The organism is Glutamicibacter halophytocola (assembly GCF_001302565.1).
GTDB classification, from domain to species: Bacteria; Actinomycetota; Actinomycetes; order Actinomycetales; family Micrococcaceae; genus Glutamicibacter; species Glutamicibacter halophytocola.
On sequence record NZ_CP012750.1, the window covers coordinates 3,235,993 to 3,258,590 of the forward strand.

General features: G+C 64.0%; 16 protein-coding genes. 6 read left to right on the plus strand and 10 right to left on the minus strand.

Going from position 1 to position 22,598, the window contains the following annotated elements; translation table 11 throughout:
* Positions 1 to 19: 19 nt before the first annotated feature.
* Both AOZ07_RS14995 and AOZ07_RS15000 read right to left on the minus strand, forming a co-directional pair.
* Positions 20 to 742 carry a hypothetical protein gene (locus AOZ07_RS14995; RefSeq protein WP_060702713.1) on the minus strand — a complete coding sequence of 241 codons (723 nt, stop codon included), beginning with the start codon at positions 740 to 742 and terminating at the stop codon, positions 20 to 22.
* A 70-nt stretch (positions 743 to 812) separates the two neighbouring features.
* Positions 813 to 2,261, minus strand: a complete 1,449-nt coding sequence (locus AOZ07_RS15000) for an amino acid permease (protein ID WP_060702714.1) — start codon at positions 2,259 to 2,261, stop codon at positions 813 to 815.
* Between the two features lie 129 nt (positions 2,262 to 2,390).
* Here AOZ07_RS15000 and mmuM point away from each other — a divergent pair, with 129 nt between their 5' ends.
* Complete coding sequence (gene mmuM, locus AOZ07_RS15005; protein ID WP_060702715.1) at positions 2,391 to 3,338, plus strand: homocysteine S-methyltransferase; 948 nt, start codon at positions 2,391 to 2,393, stop codon at positions 3,336 to 3,338.
* Positions 3,339 to 4,777: 1,439 nt separating this feature from the next.
* Here the strand turns inward: mmuM and xdhC are convergent.
* The 5 genes from xdhC to AOZ07_RS15030 all read right to left on the minus strand — a co-directional run bounded on the left by xdhC (position 4,778) and on the right by AOZ07_RS15030 (position 11,631).
* Complete coding sequence (xdhC, locus tag AOZ07_RS15010; protein WP_060702716.1) at positions 4,778 to 5,650, minus strand: xanthine dehydrogenase accessory protein XdhC; 873 nt, start codon at positions 5,648 to 5,650, stop codon at positions 4,778 to 4,780.
* 2 nt (positions 5,651 to 5,652) lie between these two features.
* Positions 5,653 to 7,980 carry a xanthine dehydrogenase molybdopterin binding subunit gene (gene xdhB, locus AOZ07_RS15015; protein ID WP_060702717.1) on the minus strand — a complete coding sequence of 776 codons (2,328 nt, stop codon included), beginning with the start codon at positions 7,978 to 7,980 and terminating at the stop codon, positions 5,653 to 5,655.
* A complete protein-coding gene (locus AOZ07_RS15020) occupies positions 7,977 to 9,473 on the minus strand; it encodes a xanthine dehydrogenase small subunit (protein WP_060702718.1) in 1,497 nt (498 codons plus the stop codon). The genes xdhB and AOZ07_RS15020 overlap by 4 nt, the downstream gene beginning before the upstream one ends.
* A gap of 178 nt (positions 9,474 to 9,651) precedes the next feature.
* Positions 9,652 to 11,136 (minus strand): NCS2 family permease, encoded by a 1,485-nt coding sequence (locus AOZ07_RS15025; protein WP_060702719.1) that lies wholly within the window; start codon positions 11,134 to 11,136, stop codon positions 9,652 to 9,654.
* Between the two features lie 9 nt (positions 11,137 to 11,145).
* Positions 11,146 to 11,631, minus strand: coding sequence for a nucleoside deaminase (locus AOZ07_RS15030; RefSeq protein WP_060702720.1), 486 nt, complete (start codon positions 11,629 to 11,631; stop codon positions 11,146 to 11,148).
* 367 nt (positions 11,632 to 11,998) lie between these two features.
* Here AOZ07_RS15030 and AOZ07_RS15035 point away from each other — a divergent pair, with 367 nt between their 5' ends.
* Genes AOZ07_RS15035 through AOZ07_RS15045 form a run of 3 tightly spaced genes read left to right on the plus strand, consistent with a single transcriptional unit; the run spans position 11,999 to position 16,960 of the window.
* On the plus strand, positions 11,999 to 13,381 hold the full coding sequence (locus AOZ07_RS15035; RefSeq protein ID WP_060702721.1) for an MFS transporter: 1,383 nt from the start codon (positions 11,999 to 12,001) through the stop codon (positions 13,379 to 13,381).
* A gap of 1 nt (position 13,382) precedes the next feature.
* Positions 13,383 to 15,497 (plus strand): molybdopterin oxidoreductase family protein, encoded by a 2,115-nt coding sequence (locus tag AOZ07_RS15040; RefSeq protein ID WP_084793290.1) that lies wholly within the window; start codon positions 13,383 to 13,385, stop codon positions 15,495 to 15,497.
* Positions 15,494 to 16,960 (plus strand): FAD-dependent oxidoreductase, encoded by a 1,467-nt coding sequence (locus AOZ07_RS15045; RefSeq protein WP_060702723.1) that lies wholly within the window; start codon positions 15,494 to 15,496, stop codon positions 16,958 to 16,960. The genes AOZ07_RS15040 and AOZ07_RS15045 overlap by 4 nt, the downstream gene beginning before the upstream one ends.
* Before the next feature lie 88 nt (positions 16,961 to 17,048).
* Here AOZ07_RS15045 and AOZ07_RS19165 read toward each other — a convergent pair whose 3' ends face one another.
* Together AOZ07_RS19165 and nirD are read right to left on the minus strand one after the other, a co-directional pair.
* Positions 17,049 to 17,177 carry a hypothetical protein gene (locus AOZ07_RS19165; protein WP_257720412.1) on the minus strand — a complete coding sequence of 43 codons (129 nt, stop codon included), beginning with the start codon at positions 17,175 to 17,177 and terminating at the stop codon, positions 17,049 to 17,051.
* A complete protein-coding gene (gene nirD, locus AOZ07_RS15050; RefSeq protein WP_060702724.1) occupies positions 17,174 to 17,551 on the minus strand; it encodes a nitrite reductase small subunit NirD in 378 nt (125 codons plus the stop codon). Before nirD ends, AOZ07_RS19165 begins: the two co-directional genes overlap by 4 nt.
* 359 nt (positions 17,552 to 17,910) lie before the next feature.
* Here nirD and nirB point away from each other — a divergent pair, with 359 nt between their 5' ends.
* Complete coding sequence (gene nirB, locus AOZ07_RS15055) at positions 17,911 to 20,514, plus strand: nitrite reductase large subunit NirB (RefSeq protein WP_060702725.1); 2,604 nt, start codon at positions 17,911 to 17,913, stop codon at positions 20,512 to 20,514.
* Positions 20,515 to 20,536: 22 nt separating this feature from the next.
* On the opposite strand, the gene AOZ07_RS15060 is transcribed toward nirB, so the two are convergent.
* Positions 20,537 to 21,526, minus strand: a complete 990-nt coding sequence (locus tag AOZ07_RS15060; RefSeq protein ID WP_060702726.1) for an aldo/keto reductase — start codon at positions 21,524 to 21,526, stop codon at positions 20,537 to 20,539.
* Positions 21,527 to 21,659: 133 nt separating this feature from the next.
* Here AOZ07_RS15060 and AOZ07_RS15065 point away from each other — a divergent pair, with 133 nt between their 5' ends.
* Positions 21,660 to 22,541, plus strand: a complete 882-nt coding sequence (locus tag AOZ07_RS15065; protein ID WP_060702727.1) for an SPFH domain-containing protein — start codon at positions 21,660 to 21,662, stop codon at positions 22,539 to 22,541.
* Positions 22,542 to 22,598 lie beyond the last annotated feature (57 nt).

Here is a 22,598-nt window from a genome sequence, read left to right on the forward strand (position 1 = left end):
AAGGCAGGAAGCACCCCGGCTAGAATTCGAAGTCGCCGAAATCCCCGCCGGCGCCACCGAGGAAGTCGCCGAATGCGCCTTCTCCAGCCGAGGAGATCTGCTCTCCGGCACCCGAGATGGTGTCCCCCAGTCCTTCAGCCATGGATCCGAATTCCTCGCCGATTCCGGAAAAGCCTTCCAGCAATGGGCCAGCAATCGCGGTGCCGATAAATGCACCGGCCACTCCGCCAAGCAGGCCAACGCCGAGTCCCCCGGCACCGGCAGCCAGGCCGCCTGCCATTCGCGAGCGTCCCGACCCCGAACCGAGGATCTTCTCCATGAAGCCAGGGCGTGACACCTCGGCACGCGTCGCTGCCCGGGCCAGGTCTTGCGGCCGGTCGCTGGCCGGGCGTTCTGCCGCCGGCAATTGCTCGGAAAGCTCGGACTGCAACAGCGCACGCTGCTGCGGAGTCAATCGCGAGAAGGCCTCGGCGTGCGCGCGCTCCATCTCCTGTGGCGGAGCGGTACGCAGCATGTACTTGTACTTCTCGATAGCCGCCTGGTCTTCGCGGGAAACCCCGGCAGCAGCTGGACGCTGGTTGGAATATCCCTGGTTTCCATAGGATGGACGCTGCTGATGCTGGGAATACGCGGGAGCAGCACCGCGCGATTTCTGCGACCCCTGCGAGCTGCGCTCGCTGAGCTGCTCGCGCACATACTCGCCGGCCATCTGCTTGCCCTTGCGGATCAACTTGTTGAACATGGACACGACTATCACTCCTTGTTGAGAGGTCGGCGGATCGCTCTGCGACCGCGTCTACCCTCTTAAACTCCTAGGCCGTGGACTTAGTTCCCACCACTTCTGCTTCACGCTGCGGGCTGAACACCCCAGAACCGTGGCGCCAGCGGTAATAGGCCAGACAGGCGAGGGTGAACGGAACACCGAAGTACAAGGCCGGCCGCTGCACCGGATCAAACCCCACGCCGATCAGTGACGCGCCAAGCAGCACCAGGGCAATGACCGGAAGAATCGGGAACAGCGGCGCCCGGTACGGCAAGGAATCGGTGGATCCGTGCACGGCGACGTAGTGGCGGCGGAAGGACAGGTGCGATGCGCAAATCACGATCCACACCGCCACCACCGCGAAGCCGGCAATGGAAACCAGCGCGAGGAAGAGCGACTGCGCGGCAATGAAGCTGGAGAACAGCGAGACCAGTCCGCCGAGCATCGACAGGCCCAGGGCCAGCATCGGGATGCCACGGCTATTGGTCTGGGACAGGGCCTTGGGCGCCTGGCCTGCCGCACCCATGGAATGCAGCATGCGGGCGCAGGAATACAGTCCGGAATTTCCGGCCGAGAGCAAGGCCGTGATGATCACGAAGTTCATGATGTCGGCACCGGCTGGCAGGCCGGCCACATCCAGCACGGTCACGAAGGGACTCTCATTCGCACCGGCTTCGGCAAAGGGAATGATCGCGGCAACGACCACAATGGCGCCAATGAAGAACACCGTCAGGCGCACCACGGCGGTGCGGATCGCGCGGGGAATGCTCAGCTGGGGATTCTTCGCCTCGCCGGCGGCGACGCCAATCAGCTCGGTGCCGCTGAACGCGTAGAACACCGACAGGATGGTGACCAGCACACCGGTGATCCCGGTGGGGAACAATCCTTCTGCGGTATGGAAGTTGGACAGGCCGATGACCCCGGCATCGCTGGCCGGATTGATGCCGATGATCGTGGCGGCGCCAACAACAATGACCAGCAGCACCGCGGCCACCTTGATCAGCGCAAACCAGAATTCCGTTTCGCCAAAGACCCGCGAGCTCGTCGCATTCAAGGCATACAAGAGGGCAGCAAAAATCAATGAGAAGACCCAGACCGGGATTTCGGGGAACCAGCGCTGCATCAGCAAGCCGGCCGCCGTGAATTCACTAGCCAGGGCTACCACCCAGCACAGCCAATAGAGCCAGGCCGTGGCAAAGCCCCATGCCGGGCCGAGATCACGGGTGGCGTGGGCGTGGAAACCGCCAGCCACCGGATGCCGCGCCGAGAGCTCGCCCAATCCGCTCATCACCATGTAGGCCACCAGGGCACCCACCGCGTAGGCGAGCACCGCGCCGAGCGGTCCTGCCTGGGAAATGGTGTAGCCCGAGGAAACAAACAGGCCCGATCCGATGACACCGCCCAAGGCGATCATCACCAGGTGGCGCGAGGTCATGGTTCTTCGCAGGCCGGACTCTGATTCTGGAGTCTCGTGGGCGCTGGTGGTGCTCTGAATCATGGGGCTCCTTCTGAAATGAATGCGCTTCAGGATATCGAGATTGGCCAGCCGTTTCGGCCGGGCGTGTCATGTGTGGTCACACATCGTCAAGATCGGTCATTCAGGCCTTCTCCGTGTACCCTAGATGACGTGCCTACCCCAAAACACCCCAGTAATTTCCGTGACGCCCTGAACGACCAGGGAACCCCAGCGATCATTCTCGATGGCGGCCTCGGCACGCATCTGGCCGATCGAGGCAATGACGTCACCGGGGAACTTTGGTCCGCGCAGATCCTCATGGACCGTCCCGACGAAGTCCGTGCGGCGCACCAGGACTTTTTTGCAGCCGGCGCCCAGGTGGCCACCACCTGCTCCTACCAGGTCAGCCGTGACGGCCTGGCCCACGCGGGCTCTTCCGATCAGTTCGAAACGATGCTGCGCACCAGTGTGCGCCTGGCCCGGGAAGCCGCCACTGCAGATGGCGATGCCCCAGCGCGTTGGGTCGCCGCCTCGGTGGGGCCCTACGGTGCGGGACCGGGTGCCGGCACCGAATACGACGGCGCCTATGGCCTGGACGCGGGCGAATTGGCCCAGTGGCACCGCGAGCGCCTGGCCATTCTTGCTTCGGCCGGAGCCGACGTTGTCATCTTTGAAACCGTGCCAAGCCTTGCCGAGGTAGAAGCCCTCACTTCCCTGGCCAAGGACCTGGACCTGCCTGCAGTGCTCAGCCTCGCGGTCCGTGCCAACGAGCAAGGACAGGTAGTGCTCGGCGATGGCTCGGATCTTCGAGCTGCTGCCAAGATCGTCCGGGACTCTGGCGTCTGGGCTGGGGTTGGCGTGAATTGCTGCCCGGTGCCGCAAGCAGTCGCCGCGTTGAAAATCCTTGGCGAAGAAACCTGGCTGCCACTCTCGGCCTACCCGAACAGCGGCGAAATCTGGGATCACGAGGCCCGTGTCTGGGTTCCAGGAACTGAAGGCAATGACCTGCCATCTGCGGTGCCCGAATTGATCGCCGCCGGCGCTCGCCTGATCGGTGGTTGCTGCCAGGTCAGCCCGGAACAGATCACCCGGGTGCGTGAAGCCGCCCAGCTGGGCTAGATTCTGGAAAGTTTTTCAACCGTGACCCGGCTCCCTGAAAGTTGACCTGACCAGTTCAGTTCCATACTTTCAGGGAGCTTTTCGTCCCTCAGAATAATTCGTTGCCTGCCAAAAAACGTCTTGTTGCTGTCCGTCTCTTGGGATTGGGATCGGTCATGTCTCGATATCCTCAAGATCAGGTATAAATCTGAAGTCCGTTGAAGGTGTAGAAGCACGATTTAAGCTTTGAGGCAGTGCAGCGTTGGACCGAAAGCCAACTAAGCGGGCGTATTCCTTCGAATTCAAACGCGCGATCGTTCGCCAGTTCCCTGGCAGCGACGGCCCAGTCGGAGCCTGCCCAATTACACTAGCGCCGTTCCCCCAAGGTCCTTGGGCAAGTGGGCCCAGTTCTATCATGAACAGTGCGACGGTGGCTTGCGTCCCAAGGCCAAAGGACGAGCGACTTCTGCGCCAAGAATTCACCTGGTTAGAAGCCCTGACCACTGAACTGGTTGCCTGCGCGCTAGATACAACTATCAACGCATTACATTAATGCTCTAATGCCAGGACCCATGCATATCGGGCATAGGAACTCATGCCAAAGTCCCTTACCTATCGAATCAAAGCATTGAGGTCCGCTTCAGTAGCCCGACAGAATGTCCAGCCCAATAGAGGGCCAGCTGCAGTCTGCGATTGAGCAACCGGCAGCACTAACGCAAAACCTACTGGTCTTTGTTTTTCTGATCATGGCGGTATCGCCCGTACGAAGCACACGCTGCTATGAATGCTATTCCGAAAAGGAGTGCTAGTAAAAACTCAGTTCCCATTGCTCTCTCAATCATGAATAAAAATTCCAGAAGAGTAATAATGAAACTTCGTTACAGATCTACTGAAATTCTTGCCGTCTCAACGCTATTCCTAAGTCGTACCGTAGCAAAGGGTGCTGAGAATTCAGTGAAGGTTGCAAGCCTCCTCGTGTCCGTCCCGGGACAAAGTCTTCTCCTCACCTCAGCAGACAATGGAACGCATCTCACTGCCCAATGAAAATGCTGGACAGATCAAGCTGTGGCATTCTGATGGTCGCTGGCTATCCGTTTGCCTGCCCCGGAATGCGCAGTTGAGCAGCCCGACCAATCGGATAAGTGCCCGCCACAGGTGCACTAGTCAACACTGAGCCCCTGAGAACATACAACAGAGCACTAGATCCTGACTCCAACACCGACCGTCAGCCCGGCCACCGCCTCGAGAATCAACAACTCCGCAACGCCACAGCCTCTAATGTCCGTCTTGAATATCTCGCCTTCCCGATTCACTCTTTCCAACAAATAGTCAGCTGTCCCTATCCCCGCGACAAGCGCTTTGCCCACGACTCTTATTTGCCAGGTCCAAATTTCAGGGTCCAGTTCAGACCGGACTCCTCTTGGACAGGCACAGCCACTACCGTGGCGCCGGGTGCATTATCAAGCTCGGTTCATTGCTGGGTGGATTCGATCCGGAGTTGTCGGCAGTTCCACAATGTTGCCAGGTGCGCTCCTCTCGGCGTGATCCCCCAATAATTGCATCAGCTGCGCCGCAACGCTGACCGCGATGACAGCGGGCTGCTTGCCGGCGACCTCCGGGATCCCAATGGGACATTGGATCCTCGAAATCTCCTGCTCGCGATGCCCGCTGTCGCGCAGATTCTTGCGGAAGCGGGCCCATTTGGCCTTGGACCCGATCAACCCGATGGAGCCCAGCGACCGGTAGCGCAGCGCCGCGTCGCTCAGGTGGAAATCCTCAGCGTGATCATGGGTCATGATCAGCACGTGGCTGCCTTCGGGAAGGGTGCCGAGCACCTGCTCGCCCATAACCGCGACCTGGGCATGGATCGTAGCGACGCTGGGCTGCAAGAGCGCCGCAGCCTCGATGGCTTCGGGGCGCGAATCGGTGAGATACAAGTCGATGGGGTGGCGGGAGAGGATGCGGGCCAATTCCATGCCCACATGCCCCAACCCAAAAATTGCCACCGTTTCCGGGACCGGCAACGGTTCAAGCAAGAGCTTGATTTCCCCGCCACAGCATTGCCGGCCATAGGTGGCCGGGGCCTTGTCATTTAGCCGCAGCTCCATGGTTTCCGGGGCGGTGCTCCCCTGGCCGATCAGCTGGCGGGCACGGGCGATGGCAGCCATTTCCAGGTTGCCGCCTCCCACCGTCCCAAAGGTTTCATCCTCGGAAATCACCATCTTGGCACCGGCTTCACGTGGAGCATGCCCGCGCACCGCGGTGACGGTCAGCAGCACCGCAGCCCGCCGCTGGCTGCGCAAGGTGCTGACCGCGTCAATCCACGTTTCCATGATTACCCACGCACCGAGTCGATAGCCCAGAACACCGCTTCAGGAGTTGCCGGCGATGCCAGCTGAACTGAAGATCCTTCCGGGCCGAAGGCGGCCACTGCCTGGCGCAAGGCCTCACGGACGGAGAACGCCAGCATCAACGGCGGCTCGCCTACCGCCTTGGATCCGTATACCGCGCCCTCTTCGTGGGCCTTGTCCAGCAGGGCCACGTTGAAGACTTCGGGCATCTCGGAGAAGCTCGGGATCTTGTAGGTGCTGGCCGCCTGGGTGGCCACGCGTCCACGTCCCGGACCGTCGGAGGTATCCCACCGCAGGTCTTCCAAGGTCAGCCAGCCGGTGCCCTGGACAAAACCGCCTTCGATCTGCCCCAGGTCAATCAGCGGCGAGAGCGAGTCGCCCACATCATGGACGATGTCCACCCGGCGCAGCACATAGGAGCCGTCAAAACTGCTGACCTCCACCTCGCTGGCGGCCACCCCATAGGCGAAGTACTTGAACGGGCTGCCGGTCATGCGCGACAGATCCCAATGCAGCCCCTCGGTCCGGTAGTACCCGGCCGCCGATAATTGAATGCGCTGCATGTAGGCTTCGCGCACCACGTCGTTGAACTCAAGCACTTCGGCCTTGCCCAGCCCGGTGATCTTGCCGTGGGCAAAACGGATATCCGCGGCGGGGACCCCCAGTTTCCCGGCGGCCACCTGTGCCAGCCGGCCCTGGATCTGCTCGCACGCGTCCTTGACCGCGCCACCGTTCAGATCACTGCCCGAACTTGCCGCGGTCGCCGAGGTATTGGGCACCTTGTCGGTTCGCGTGGGGGCAATACGCACGCTCGAGAGCGGGACACCCAGGCTGGTGGCGGCCACCTGCAGCATCTTGGTGTGCAGGCCCTGGCCCATTTCGGTGCCACCGTGGTTGACCAGCACCGAGCCGTCCTTGTACACCAGCACCAGTGCGCCGCCCTGGTTGAAGGCGGTGAGGTTGAAGGAGATTCCGAACTTCACCGGAGTAATCGCCAGCGCCCGCTTGCTGTAGCGGCTATTGGCGTTGAACTCGGCGATCTCCGCTTCGCGCCGGGCCACGTCGGCCCCGTCGAGCACCTGCTGCCAGGCAGCTTCGATCCGTTCCGGATGGCGCACCGGCTGGTAGTACGGGGTGTCCTGGCCCTCGGTGTAGAAGTTGAGCCGGCGCAATTGACTGGCATTGATGCCCAGCTGCGGAGCAACCCGGCCGAGGATGTCTTCGATCACCAGCATGCCCTGTGGCCCGCCAAATCCACGGAACGCGGTCTGCGAGGTCTTATGGCATTTGGCCACGCGGCCGGACACCCGGATGTTGGGAATCCAGTAGGAATTATCGATATGGCACATGGCCCGGGTCAGCACCGGCTCGGACAAATCCAGGCTCCAACCGCCATCTGCGGTCAGCTGGGCGTCCAGGGCAAGGATCCGGCCCTGCGCGTCGAAGCCGATCTTCCAGGTGGCATAAAAGCCGTGGCGCTTGCCGGTCATCGTAATGTCCAGGGTGCGATCCAGGCGCACGCGCACCGGATGCCCGGTCAGCTTGGCGCCCAGGGCCGCGATGGCCGCATAGCCGTGGGGCTGCATTTCCTTGCCGCCAAAACCGCCGCCCATGCGCAAAACCTGCACCGAGATTTCGTGGGCCGGCACGCCAAGCACATGCGAAACGATGTCCTGGGTTTCGGTGGGATGCTGGGTGGAGCAGTGGATCAGGAGCTGCCCGTTCTCATCGATCAGCGCCAGCGAGTTCTGCGTTTCCAGGTAGAAGTGCTCCTGCCCGGCAAAGTCGAAGTCGCCCTCGAAGACGTGGGCGGCCTGCTCGAAACCTGCTTCCCAGTCGCCTTTCTGGATGACAGGCTGGATTCCGTGAAAGCTGCTGGCCTTGATGGCATCCTGCACCGTGATCAAGGATTCCAACGGCTCATAGTCCACCGAAACCGCCCTGGCTCCGGCCTTGGCTGCCTCAAGATCTTCGCCGAGCACCCACGCCACCGGCTGGCCGTAGAACATGACCTCGTCCACCGGAAGCAGCGGCTCGTCATGCTTGGCGCCCTGGTCGTTGACCCCGGGAATATCGGCCGCGGTGATCACCTGCACCACGCCGGGAACCGCTAGCGCGCCACTGGCATCGAGGCCCAGGATTCTTGCGTGGGCGATGGTGGATTGCACCGGATAGGCGTGCAGCACTCCGGCCAGCCGGTGGGCCAGATCCTCGGTGTACAGCGCGGTGCCGGTGACATGCGCGGCCGCCGATTCATGGCGGTGGCGCTGGCCGGCAATGGCTGCTTCGGGACGTTGGGACAGCTGGCTCATGGCTGCACCTCCTTGCTTTGAGCTGGCACCGCTAGTTGCTGCGCGTAGAAGCGCTCAAGGGAGGAAGCAAGCATGGCGGTGCGGTACTTGGCGCTGGCGCGGTGGTCATCCATGGGGGTGCCCTCGCCGGCCATCACGGCCGCCGCCTCGCGAATGGTCTCGATAGTCCACGGCTTGCCTTCCAGCATGGCCTCGCTGGCCCGTGCACGCAGCGGCGTCGCAGCCACGCCGCCCAGGCCGATGCGCGCCGTGGCGATCACGCCGTCCTCCACCTCCACTGCATAGCCCACGGCCACCGAGGAAATGTCGTCAAAGCGCCGCTTGGAAATCTTCTGGAAGCTGGTAAGGGCAGCCAGCGGCAAGGGGATGCGCACCGCGGCAATCAGCTCCCCGGCAGTCCGGATGGTCTGCCGGTACCCGGTGAAATACTGCGCCAAGTCCACCACGCGTTGGCCTTGGACGCTGGCCAGGACCAATTGCGCGTCCAGGGCCAGCAGCGCCGGCGGGGTATCGCCGATCGGCGACCCGGTGCCAAGGTTTCCGCCCAGGGTAGCGGAGTTCCGGATCAGCCGGGAGGCAAACTGCCCGAAAAGCTGGCCCAGCAGCGGCACCTTGCCGGCGAGGTGCCGTTCCAGCTCGCTGAGCGACAAGCCCGCGCCGAGCTCCAAGAAGTCCTTCTCCCAGCGGATCTGGCGCAATTCCTCGAGCCGGTCGATGGCCAGGACGCTGCGGGCGCGAGCGCCTTTGATATTGACCTCGACACCCCAGTCGGTGCTGCCGGCCACCACGGTGGCCGCCGGCTCATCGGCCAGGATCTGCAGGGTTTCGGCCAGTGTGGCCGGCCGGCGGAAGCGCCCGAGCTGACCGCTGGGAGTATCGGCGGCAAAAAGGTCGGTGGCCACCGGCGCCGGTGCGCTGCCTTCCTGCCGTGCGGCCAGCGGATCGCCGGCTTCGGGCTCGCCCAGCGCGTAGGCGGCATCGCGAATCGGGCGATAGCCGGTGCAGCGGCACAGGTTGCCGGACAGCGCGTGCAGGTCAAAGCCGTTCGGCCCGCACTCGTGCTGTGCCGGATCCCCGGTCGCGCCCTGGGCCGAGCGCTCCGGCCGGTAGTACTCGGCCGCCATGGAGCAGATGAAGCCCGGGGTGCAGTACCCGCATTGCGAGCCGCCGCGATCGGCCATCTCCTGCTGGACCGGGTGCAGCTTCTCCACCGTGCCCAGCCCTTCGGCGGTGATCACCTCCTGCCCATCGAGCGCAGCGGCGGGAACCAGGCAGGCGTTGACCGAGGTCCAGCGGCTGCCCTGGGCATCGGTGCGCGCCAGCAGAATTGCGCAGGCCCCGCACTCGCCTTCGGCGCAGCCTTCCTTGCTGCCCACCAGGCCCTGGTTGCGCAGAAAGTCCAGCGCGTTGGAATGCGGCGGACCGGCAAAGTCCAGCTCGTTGCCGTTGACTGTGATTCGGCAACCGGTTTTCAGGGAATTTTCGGCACTCATGCCGTTGACACCTCCTGCACCCTGTTGTCCGGGTGCACCATGAATGATTGGGATACTGTGCGGGGCAGACCGCGCCTAGTGTCCGTGCGCGATCTGGCCCCTGGACCAGGCGATGCTTTCAGCCATGGGAAGTTTCTCCTTCAAACCCGTGTGGAACTCAAATATAACCCCGATCACATCAACCCAGCAGGAGCGTCAGCGGTCCCCTGGCGAAGTAGACCAGGAAGCCGAGGGCGACGATCCACATCAGCGGATGCACCTTCTTGTGGCGTCCGGCCGCGGTATTGACCACAACCCAGGCGATGAAGCCCGCGCCGATGCCGTTGGCGATCGAATAGGTCAACGGCATGGTGATCAGGGTGAGGAACGCGGGCATGGCCGAGGAGAACCGCTTGAAATTGATCTCGCGGATCTGCGAGCACATCATGGTGCCCACCAGGACCAGGGCCGCCGCGGCCACTTCCATCGGCACCACCGAGGTCAGCGGCGTGAAGAACATCGAGCCCAGGAACAGCAGGCCGGTGATGACCGAGGCCAGCCCGGTGCGCGCTCCTTCGCCAATGCCGGCCGCCGAATCCACGTAGACGGTGTTGGAGGAGCTGGATCCGGCCCCGCCGGCCACCGCGCCCAGGCCCTCGATCACGAAGGCCGCCTTCAGCCGCGGGAAGGTTCCGTCCTTGCTGGCCAGCCCGGCATTTTTGGCCAGCCCGGTCATGGTGCCCATGGCGTCGAAGAAGTTCGTGAAGACCAGGGTGAAGACCAGCATGGTGGCCGCCAGCACCCCGATCCTGCTGAACGATCCGAACAGGTCGAAATCCCCGGCCAGCGACAAATCCGGCAGCGACACGATCTGTCCCTGCAGCACCGGCATGTTCAGGTGCCAGCCGTGCGGGTTCGACTCGCTGCCCGGCCCGATCTTGAACACCTGCTCGGCGATCGCCGCCAGCACCGTGGAGGCGACAATGCCGATGAGGATCCCGCCTTGGACCCCGCGGGCCACCAGCGCGCCCATGATCAGCAAGCCCACCACGAAGATCATGGTCGGTATCGAAACGATCGATCCGCTCTCCCCCAGCTGCACCGGCGGGCCGGCCGGGGTGCGGGTCACAAAGCCGGAGTCCACAAAGCCGATGAAGGTGATGAACAGGCCAATGCCCACCGTGATGGCGGCTTTCAGGTCCTTCGGGATGGCGCGGAAGATGGCGGTGCGGATGCCGCTCATGCCAAAGAGCACGATCAGCACGCCGTTGATCACCACCAGGCCCATGGCCTCGGGCCAGGTGACTTCCTGGACCACCGAGACGGCCAGGAAGGAGTTCATTCCCAGTCCTGCGGCCAGGGCAAAGGGAAGGTTGGCGATGAGGCCGAAGAGGATGGTCATCACCGCCGCGGTCAGCGAGGTCATCGCCCCGACCTGGGCGGCGGGCAGCCACTGGCCGGCCACGTCAACCGGTGCCGCGCCGGTGCCGAAGCCGCCGATGATCAGCGGGTTCAGGATGACGATATAGGCCATTGTGAAGAAGGTGACCAGTCCGCCGCGCACTTCGCGGCCCAGGGTGGACCCGCGCTGGCTGATGCTGAACAGGGAGTCCAGCAGTTTCCTTGCTCCGCCCGGTGAAGGAGCGGAGTTGGCAACGTCGTGCTGTTCGCTGAGCGTTGTCATGGCCGGCGCCTAGTAGTCGGTACGGGTTTCCAGGGCGTCCCAGGCCTCAAAGGGCTTGAGGTGTTCGACCGCGTCGTTGTCGAAGTGCTGCACCGGCATCAGTGCCCGGTCGGAATCCGCTTCGAAGTATTCGTAGAACACTGCGTCATCGAATCCCGCCTTGGCGGCATCGTGGCGGTCGGCGGCGTAGCAGACCTTGGAGATGCGGGCCCAGAGCGAAGTGGCCAGGCACATGGGGCACGGTTCGCAGCTGGTGTAGAGCACGCAGCCGGACAGATCGAAGTTTTCCAAGGCCGCGGCGGCGGTGCGGATGGCGACGACTTCGGCGTGGGCCGAGGGGTCGTTGCTTGCGGTGACCCGGTTGACCCCCTCGAAGACCTGTCCATCCGGGGTGACGACGATGGCGCCAAAGGGGCCTCCGGCGTTGTGGACATTCTGGGTGGCAATCTCGATGGCCATCGAAAGATAGTCTTGGCCAGTGGTATTAACGCTCATCGCGCGTCTCCTCATGCTTTAGACAAGCACGGCGCATCATCCGGTTGCCCGCCATGACCCGGCCGTACTCGGCTGCTGAATTGATCAGTTGCACGCCCGGTAGATAGCGACCCTTTGATGGGTGCCCGCCATAGACACGTATGAGATTATCAGCGTGATCCAGACCACGCAATATATTTTTGAGATTGTTTTTTCGCATGATGAATATGCGGTCTTTTCCCGGTTTCCAACGGATTACAAACCTCTATCGGCCTCGAAACGGCGCCCGTGAGTTTAAATTCCCTTCGGTGCAACAACCACTGCACCTTCGCGAAATACCGCTTTGCCATGCTCTAAGCATCAGTCATCTGCGAAGGGAACAAATGCCGTGAGCTCACAAGTAGACCCAGCAGCGCAACTGCGCACCGACACCGCATCCTCCCTGGATATCAGCCCCGGACGCTGGATCAACAACTGGACCCCCGAGGACCCGAAGTTCTGGAACAGCGTCGGGCAAGACACCGCCGGGCGCAACCTCAAATGGTCGATCTTCGCCGAATTCCTCGGCTTCAGCGTCTGGCAGCTTTTTGCCATCGTGGTCGTCTACCTCCCGGCCGCTGGCTTCAGCTACAGCACCTCCCAGCTCTTCTGGCTGATCTCCATGCCCAGCCTGGTCGGTGCCACCCTGCGCATCCCCTACACCTTCATGGTCGCCCGCTTCGGCGGACGCAACTGGACCATCGTCTCGGCCCTGCTGCTGCTCATCCCGGCCGCCGGCCTCTCGCTGGCGCTGTCCAACACCAGCACCCCCTTCGGCGTGATGCTGCTGCTCGCGGCCTTGACCGGATTTGGCGGCGGCAACTTCGCATCCTCGATGGCCAACATCACCCACTTCTACCCGGCCTCCCGCAAGGGCTGGGCCCTGGGGCTGAACGCTGCCGGCGGAAACCTCGGCGCCGCGGTGGCCCAGCTGCTGGTTCCGATCGCCATCACGATTTTCGCCGCCGGCGCCCTGCAGCTGCCACTGGCCGGGATCATCTGGATCCCGTTGATCCTCGTTTCGGCCTGGGGCGCATGGCGCTACATGCACAACCTGTCCTCGGCCAAGTCCGATGTCCGCGGGGCGATCGCCTGCCTGCGCGAAAAGCACCTGTGGATCATCGCCTGCCTGTACGTGGGAACCTTCGGCTCCTTCATCGGATTCGCCGCGGTCTTCCCCAAGCTGATCGTTGACACCTTCCCCGCCTTCTCCCACCTGCCGCTGGGCACCGCCACCATCACGCTGGCCTTCCTCGGCCCCCTGGTCGGCTCGCTCTCCCGCCCCTACGGCGGCAAGATGGCCGACCGCCACGGCGGCGCAAGAATCACCGTGCTCGCCCTGGCCACCATGGCGCTGATCACCGCACTGGTGGTCCTGACCCTGCCGCTGGCCAACTTCTGGCTCTTCCTGCTGCTGTTCCTGCTGCTGTTCGCGGCCACCGGCATCGGCAATGGCTCCACCTACCGCATGATCCCGGCGGTCTTCGCCCTGGGCGTGGGCTCGCAGGGGGCCGAAGCATCACGCAAGTCCGCCGCGGCCCTGGGGCTGATCTCCGCGATCGGCGCCTACGGCGGCTTCCTGATCCCGCAGGCGTTGGGCTTGTCCATGTCCGGCGCGGGCTCCTACACCCCGGCCTTCATCGTGTTCATCGGCGCCTACCTCGCGCTGATGCTGATGACCTGGTACAACTACGCACGCTCCGGGACCCGATTCGCCCAGCATGGAGTCTAGAATGACCGCCACCCACTGTCCCTACTGTGCCCTGCAGTGCGGCATCACCCTGGAACCGGCCGACTCGGGAACCACCCTGAGCGGCCGGGACTTCGAAACCAACGGCGGGGCCCTATGCCGCAAGGGCTTCAGCGCCGCCAAGCTGCTCGAGCACCCGCAGCGCCTGGACACCCCGATGCTGCGCCAGGCCGACGGCAGTTTTGCCCCGGCCAGCTGGGATGACGCGCTGGATCTGGTGGCCGAGAAGGCCCGCAGCATCCGCGCCGAGTCCGGGGCCGATGCGGTCGCGATGTTCGGCTCCGGCTCGCTGACCAACGAAAAGGCCTACCAGCTGGGCAAGTTCGCCCGGCTGGCCCTGGGCACCTCGCGGATCGACTACAACGGGCGTTTTTGCATGTCCTCGGCAGCGGCCGGCAGCAACAGGGCCTTCGGGCTGGATCGCGGCCTGCCCTTCCCGCTGGCCGACCTGGATACCGCCTCGATGATCCTGATGCTCGGCTCCAACGTCGCCGACACCATGCCGCCCTTTGTCCGGCACCTGGAAACCGTGCGGGAACGCGGCGGGCTGATCGTGGTTGACCCGCGCCGCTCGGCCACCGCCAAGCTCAGCGCCGAGGGGGCCGGCTGGCACCTGCAGCCCACCCCAGCCACCGATCTGCAGCTGCTGCTGGGGCTGGCCCATGTGGTGCTCGCAGAATCCCTGGCAGACACCGGCTACCTGAAGGCGCGCACCACCGGCCTTGAAGCGCTGCGTTCCTCGGTGGCCGCCTGGTGGCCAGAGCGCACCGCCAAAGTCACCGGCGTGCCCGCCGAGGCGATCCGCCGCACCGCCCGCGCGCTGGCCGCCGCGGCCCGCGCTGCGAAAAACGGCGGCCACCCGGTCTACATCCTCACCGGTCGCGGCATCGAACAGCACGCCAACGGCACCGATACCGTCACCGCCGCCATCAACCTCGCCCTGCTTCTGGGCCTGCCCGGCACCCTGGCCGGCGGCTATGGCACCATCACCGGCCAGGGCAATGGCCAGGGCGGGCGCGAGCACGGCCAAAAATGCGACCAGCTGCCCGGCTACCGCAAGATCGCCGACCCCGCACACCGCGCGCACGTCGCCAAAGCCTGGGGCGTGGATCCTGGCATCATTCCCGGCCCCGGCATCCCCGCCGTGGAGCTGCTCAACGCCCTGGGCACCGAGGGCGGGCCGCGCATGCTCATGGTCCACGGCGCCAATCCGGTGATTTCCGCGCCGGATGCCACCCGGATTTTCAGCGCGCTGCGCCGCCTGGACTTCCTGGTGGTCTGCGATTTTTTCCTCTCCGAAACCGCCGCCGAAGCGGACCTGGTTCTCCCGGTCTTGCAGTGGGCCGAGGAGGAAGGGACCATGACCAATCTGGAGGGCCGGATCCTGCGCCGGCGCGCCGCGATGGCAGCACCCGGCCAGGCCAAAAGCGAATTGTGGATCCTCTCCCAGCTGGCCGATCGGCTCGATGCCCCGGGCACCTTCTCCCCCGACGCCGCCGAGGTCTTCGAGGAGCTCAAGCGCGCCTCGGCCGGCGGGATCGCCGACTACTCCGGGGTGAACTGGCAGGACGTTGACCAGGGCGCCGCCATCTACTGGCCCTGCCCCGAAGGCAGCGCGATCAGCACCGAGCCCGGGACCCGCAATGGCACCCCGCGGCTCTTCCTCGAAAACTTCGCCCACCCCGACGGCAAGGCGAAAATCGTTGCCGTCCACGCACCAGCCACCCTGCCGGCCCATCAGATTTCGCTGGTCACCGGCCGGTTGCTGGAGCACTACCAGTCCGGCGCGCAGACCCGCCGGGTGGATGAGCTGGCCGCTTCCGCCCCGGAAGCGGCACTGGAAATCCACCCGAGCACCGCGCTAGCCCACCAGATCAGCGACGGCCAGCGGGTCGAGGTTTCCAACCAGCGCGGCACCACGATCGCCCGCGCCAAGCTGAGCAGCGACATGCGCCTGGACACCGTCTTCCTGCCCTTCCACTTCCCGGGCACCGGCACCGCCAACCTGCTGACCGACCCGCGGGTGGACCCGGTCAGCTCGATGCCCGAATTCAAGCATGCCCAGGTGAGCCTGAACCCGATCAAGGGGGAAAATTGAAGCATCCCGAACAGATTGCCATCATCGGATTCGGCCCGGTAGCCGCCTCGCTGGTCGAGGGCCTGCTGCCCGCGGTGGCCGCCGGCCGCTGCCAGCTGACCGTGATCAGCGCCGAGGAGCACCTGGCCTACAACCGCGTGCTGCTGGCCGAGCTGGCCATCGGCGCCGCGCAGTTCGAGCACCTGCTCATGGTCGACGAACAGCGGCTCGCCGACGCCGGGGTCCGGCTCGTGCTTGGCGCGCAGGCCACCGGAGTGGACCGCGCCCGGCGCCGGGTGCTGATTCGCGGCAAGGAAGCGGTGCCCTACGACCGGCTGGTTTTTGCCACCGGCGCCCGCGCCATGATCCCGAGCCTGAACGGCCTGAACTTCGATCCGCACTCCGACACCGCGCTGCCCGAACGCGTTTTTGCCCTGCGCACGGTGGATGACGCCCAGCAATTGCAGCAGTCGCTGGCCGATGGCCGGCGGATCCTGATCCTCGGTGGCGGCATCCTGGGCATCGAAGCGGCCCTGGCCATTGCCGCTGCTGGCGGCCACCCCACGCTTGTGCACCACGGCCCTGCTCCGCTGGGCCGCGTGGTGGATTCCGACGGCGGCGCGCTGCTCACCCGCTGCCTTCTCCAGGCCGGTGTTGAGGTGATCTCCGAGGTCAAGGCCACCGGCGTCGTCAAGGACGAGCACGGCTTCACCGCCCTGGCCACCTCAACCCACGGCGAGATTCCCGGTGGCGCACTGCTGATTTCCACCGGCGTGCGCGCCCGCACCGAATTGGCCGAAGGCTGCGGGCTGGCCGTGGGCCGCGGCATCCAAACCAATAGCTACCTGTGCGCAGATACCGAACAGCGCATCTACGCCCTGGGCGATTGCGCCGAAGTGGACGGAGCGCCCCCGGTCGGCCTGCTCGCCCCGGGCTGGGCCCAGGCCAGCTGGCTGGCCCAGCACTTGACCTCCGAGGCCGAGATCCCGGCCCCCGATTTTTCCGCCTCCGATGTGCTGATGCTCAAGGGCCAAGGGATCGAGGTGGCCGCCGCCGGCGATATCAGCGCCGGCTTCTGGGACAACCCGGAACTGCAGGCCACCGTTTTTGCCGACCCCTCCGCCGGCCGCTACCTGAAAGTGGTCACCCTCGATGGCGCGGTCACCGGTTTCCTGTCCATCGGCCTGCCGCAAACCAGCGCGGAGCTGGTCCTCGCCTACGAGCGCGGCAGCGCGTTGCCGCAGGATCGTTCCACGCTCTTGCGCCTGGACGATCCCGCCGTGGATCCCAACTCGGCGATCCCCAGCGATGACGATCAACTGTGCCGCTGTTCCGGCGCCACCTACGGCCAGGTCGCGCATTCGGTGGCCGAAGGCTGCACCACCGTGGCGCAGGTCGGCGAATCCTGCCGCGCCGGCACCGGCTGCGGTGGCTGCAAGTCCAAGATCGAGGAACTGCTGAACAAGGCTCCCGCACTGGCCTAGGCACTAAGCAACGCAGGGACGAGATATCTCGTCCCTGCGTTGTTTCATGTGATTCAGTTGCTGGTGATGCAGTTGCTTGGTGCTGGTCTCAGGCTGCAAGCATCCCGCCCTGATCGTGGACTTCGAACCAGCCCTGCCAGGCGCTGTGTTCTACCTTGATGCCCTGCTCCGCTTTGCTGCTGCGCTCCATATTGGCGCTGTTTTCTGCGCTGCTCATTTGATCTGCTCCATCCACAGCTGGCCTTCAACTTCCATCATCTTGTGCACTGGCAGCGCCGGCGAATCGGCGTTCAGGCAGGCACCGGTATCCAGCCGGTAGACCTCCTTGTGCAGCGGGCAGGCCACGGTGGCCACCGCTTGGCCCTCCACCACGGTGTCGCCCAGGATGCCGCGGGCCATCACCTTGGCGCTGCTGGTTGGGCAGTGGTGCGAGGTGGCATAAAAGGTGTCGGCGTCGGTGCGGAACAGCGCCAGCTGGGCGCCTTCGAGCAGCAGGGCTTCGCCCCAGCCTGGCTCAAGTTCTTCGCTACGGCATACCGGCGCAAAACTCAGGGTTTCTTCGAGGGTCTCTTCGGCAAATTGCGTGCTCATGAACAGGTTCCTTTGGTGGTTGGTGTTCGCTGATATACCGAGCTTAGGATCCGCGTGTTTCGCCCAAGGCCGTGGGCGATTGCTAGGCGGTAAACCCTGGCTAACAGCAGATCAAGGGAGCGTGAGCCCGCATTTGCACCGGAATTTCCGGCAATTTTCCGCCCCCGCACCCGCGCGGGATCCAGCTTTCCGCGGGCAATAAGTCCACCATGTTTCGCAGCTTTAACTGCCCGCTGCGGGGCTGGGGAAGAGATTTACGTCGGCCGAAACACAAGGGAAATTGCACGGCAAAAACGGCTTCCTACAGTGGTGTCAACAGCCTGAAACTCCCCGTTTCCCAGCGAAAGTCGAATCTGATCATGGGTACTACACACACCGAACGCCGCGTCCTGGTAATTGGCGGCGGTCCCGCAGCACACCGATTCACCGAATCGCTGGCCAGCCGCGCACCGCAGAACCTTCACATCACGGTACTGACCGAAGAAGCCCACCTGCCCTACGATCGCGTGGCCCTGTCCAAGGCATTGACCGATCGCGACGTGGACCTGACCCTGGGCGATGCAACGCTCTGGGAAGCCGAGCACGTCACCCTGGAAACCGGCGCCAAGGCCGTAGCCATCAACAGCGAACAGCGCACCGTCGCGACCGCCGATGGACGCAGCTTCGGCTACGACGAACTGGTCCTGGCCACCGGTTCCAACGCCGCCACGCTGCCCATCCCGGGCAACGAGCACACCTTCGTCTACCGCACCCTGGAAGATGTCTGGTCCATCGCCGAGAAGGTCGAGGAACTGAAGACCACCCTGGGCCGCACCCCGGTAGTTGCCACCATCGGTGGCGGCCTGCTCGGCCTGGAAGCCGCCGCCGGCGCCCAGGCGCTGGGCGCGCAGGCAGTCGTGATCGACGGCGGAAAATGGCTGATGGGCACCCAGCTGGACGAGGGAGCAGGCCAGGCCATGGGCCGGTTGATCGAGCAGACCGGCTTCACCGTGCACGGCGGAGTTTTCCCCAAGGAAGTCCTCGCCGAGGGCTCCACCGTCACCGGCGTGCTGATGGCCGACGACCGGGTGATCGAGGCCGACATGGTCGTGGTTTCCATCGGCGTGCGCCCGCGCGATGAGCTGATCCGCAACTACAACCAGGCCCTGGAAGACTCGGGCAGCCAGGCTGACCGCTTCTCCATGGGCCCGCGCGGCGGCGTGGTCATCAACGCGAAGTGCGCCACCGACATCGAGCACATCTGGGCCGTGGGCGAGGTCGCGAACTTCGAGGGCCTGTGCATTGGCCTGGTCGCCCCGGCGAACTCCATGGCCGAGATCGTCGCCGAACAGCTTGCCGGCGGAGAGGCTGAATTCGCCGGTTTCGATACCGCCACCAAGCTCAAGCTCTCCGGGGTGGATGTGGCCAGCTTCGGTGATGCCTTTGCCCGCACCGACGGCGCCCTGGAAGTGGTCTACGCCGATGCGCCCCGCGGCCTGTACCAGAAGCTGGTGGTCTCCGCCGATGCGAAGACCCTGCTCGGCGGCATCTTTGTCGGCGACGCCACCCCGTATCAGTCGCTGCGCCCGATGCTCGGACGCGAGCTTCCCGGCGAACCCGGCGCCTACCTCAGCGCGCTGGGCGGCGAAGCTCCAGAGAGCGAATTGCCCGATGACGCGGTGCTGTGCTCATGCAACAACGTCTCCGCCGGCGCCATCCGCGATGCCGTTTCGGGGTGCGGCAGCTGCGAGGGCAAGGACCCGGTCACCACGGTTTCGGGCCTCAAGGGCTGCACCCGCGCCGGAACCCAGTGCGGTTCCTGCGTGCCGATGCTCAAGAAGCTGATGGAATCCCAGATGAAAAAGGACGGGGCCGAAGTTTCCACCGCCCTGTGCGAGCACATCTCCTTCTCCCGCCCCGAGCTCTATGAAGCCATCCAAGTGGCCGACCTGCACACCTACAGCGAGGTCATGGAGCGTTTTGGCACCGGATCGGGCTGCGATATCTGCAAGCCGGTGATCGCCAACATCCTCTCCTCGCAGACCGCGGTCCACCCGATGGATGCCGGTTTGGCCGGAGCCCAGGACACCAACGACCGCGTGCTGGCCAATATGCAGAAGGACGGCACCTACTCGGTGGTTCCGCGTATTCCAGGTGGTGAAATCACCCCGGAGAAGCTCGGCGTGATCGCCACCGTCGCCCAGAAGTACGGCCTGTACACCAAGCTCACCGGTGGCCTGCGCATCGACATGTTCGGCGCGCGGCTGGAGCAGCTGCCGGATATCTGGCGTGAACTGGTGGACGCCGGCTTCGAATCGGGCCAGGCCTACGGCAAGTCGCTGCGCAATGTGAAAACCTGCGTCGGTTCCTCGTGGTGCCGTTACGGCATGCTCGATTCCACCGCCCTGGGCATCGAGATGGAGCTGCGCTACCGCGGCCTGCGTGCACCGCACAAGCTGAAGATGGGCGTTTCGGGGTGTGCCCGCGAATGCGCCGAGGCCCGCGCCAAGGACATTGGCGTGATCGCCACCTCCGAAGGCTGGAACCTCTATGTCGGCGGCAACGGCGGCGCCAACCCGGCCCATGCCCAGCTGCTGGCTGGCGGACTGGATGATGAGACGCTGTTCAAGTACATCGACCGCTACCTGATGTACTACATCCGCACCGCGGACAAGCTGCAGCGCACCGCGCACTGGCTGCAGGATCTGGAGGGCGGCCTGGATCATGCCAAGCAGGTGGTCGTGGAGGATTCGCTGGGCCTGGCCGAAGCGCTGGAAGCAGCCATGGAATCCCACGTGGCCAACTACGAGGACGAATGGGCTGCCACCTTGGCCGACCCGGTCAAGCTCAAGCGCTTCCGCTCCTTCGTGAACACTGCCGAACCGGATACTGCCCTGGAGTACGTGTCCGAACGCGGCCAGCGGCGCCCCGCCGAGCCGGTGGCACTAGGTGCCAGCATCCCGGTCGGAGCGCCGCAGCACTAATCGGCCTGATCCACCCGCGCTGCTACCAGCGCGGGTGGATTTGTGCGCGCAGCGAGGAATCGTAGAGATCGCGTACTGACTTCTTGAAGCCCTCGCTGATCTCCAGCGACCCGGCCGCCGCGTTGGCTCGCGCCTGTTCCGGGTTGCGCGCGCCGGGAATGATGGTGCTGATTCCCTCTTGCGCAGCCAGCCAAGCCAGCGCTACCTGCGCGCTGGTGGCCCCGGGAGCTTCTGCGGAGGCCAACTGCGCAAACTGCCCGGCGGCTTGGACTCCGGTTGCGTAGTCGACTCCGGAGAAGGTCTCCCCCACGTCGAACGCTGAGCCGTCGCGGTTGTAATTGCGGTGATCGTCCTTCGCGAACTCGGTTTGCAGGGTGTAGCGGTTGGCCAGCAGGCCGCTGGCCAGCGGGACGCGCGCGATGATTCCGACGCCCGCCTTGCGCGCTGCCGGAAGAACGAGTTCCAGCGGCTTGTGCCGGAAGGCATTGATGATGATCTGCACGGTGGCAATATTTGGCCGGGCAATGGCGGCCAAGGCTTCCTCTGCGGTTTCCACCGAGACGCCGTAATTTGCCATGCGTCCTTCATCCACCATGGCATCCAGCGCATCGTAGGTGGCCTCGGTGGTGTACACCGGGGTTGGCGGGCAATGCAGCTGAACCAGGTCCAGCGTATCCACCCCGAGATTGGCGCGCGACCGGTCATTCCATGCGCGGAATGCGTCGAGATTGTAGTTTTCCGGCAGCTGGTCGACGCGGCGCCCCATTTTGGTGGCTACGGTGATGTCGGCATCGGGATTATTCTTCAGCCATGTGCCGATCAGTTGTTCGCTGCGGCCATCTCCATACACGTCGGCGGTATCGAAGAAGTTCACGCCCGATTCATAGGCTGCATCGAGCACGGCCAAGGCATCGGACTCTTCTACCGACCCCCAGTCGGCGCCAAGTTGCCAGGTTCCCAAGCCGATGACAGAAACATTGCGTTGCGTACGTCCAAGTTCTCGTTGTTGCATGGTTTCGAGTGTAGTGCGTCACCTCCATTTCACGCATGGAAGACGAGGCGTTGCTGCCCAATCGGCGTTTCAACCAAATTCTTTATGATCCATTCGATAGAATATTCACTGTCATCACAACATCGAGGAGATCATGTTTCCCACCATTTTTGCGCTGTTCTGCGCGCTCATCGGCCTGGTCGTCATGCTGGCCGGCAAAACGATGAAACCTGAGAACAAGAACCGTTCCGCAACGCGTGCCACCGGCATTGGCGTTTTTGCCGTCTCGCTGGTCGTTCTTGGCATCATGTCCACCACCATCGTCCAGCCTCGCACCGTTGGCGTGAAGGTCGCGCTGGGAAAGCCTACATCCGTGGTGAGCAACGGCTTCCACCTGAAGTGGCCGTGGGAAAAGGTCGAGAAGCTGGATGGCTCCGTGCAGAACGACGTCTATTCCGGCGACAGCGGCATTCCCGTTCGCCTGGGAAACAACGGCCGTGCCAATGTTGATGCTTCGATCCAGTGGCAGCTGAAGACCGACGATGCCATGGACGTGTTCCTGGACTACCGAACCTTTGAGGGCATCCAGTCGAACCTGGTGGATCGAAATTTCCGAGCCACGTTGAATGAAGTCATGGCTACCTATGACCCTTTGGCCTACACCGAGCCGTCGAAGGGCGGCCAGGATCTTGAGGGGCTGGCCAAGGCAGTGCAGGAAAAGATGCAGGGCAAGGTGAAGACCCAGATCGAAATCCGTTCTGTCACGCTGCCAATCATCAACTTTGATGAGCCGACGCAGAACCGCATCAATGAGCTTCAAGCCGAAGCGGCCAAGACGCGCGTGGCTGAACAGCGCAAGCAGACCAGCACCGCAGAAGCAGAAGCCAACAAGATCCTGGAACGTTCCCTGACCCCGGAAACGTTGACATCCAAGTGCTTGGACATTGTGGCGGAATCAAACCAGAGCCCGATTGGATGTTTCCCGAATTCTGGAGTTCAGCCAATTACCATGACTGGCGACAAGAACAACAAGTAGCATTCACCGCCAGGCACAACTCGCCCCAGTTCATGTGGACTGGGGCGATTGCTGTCT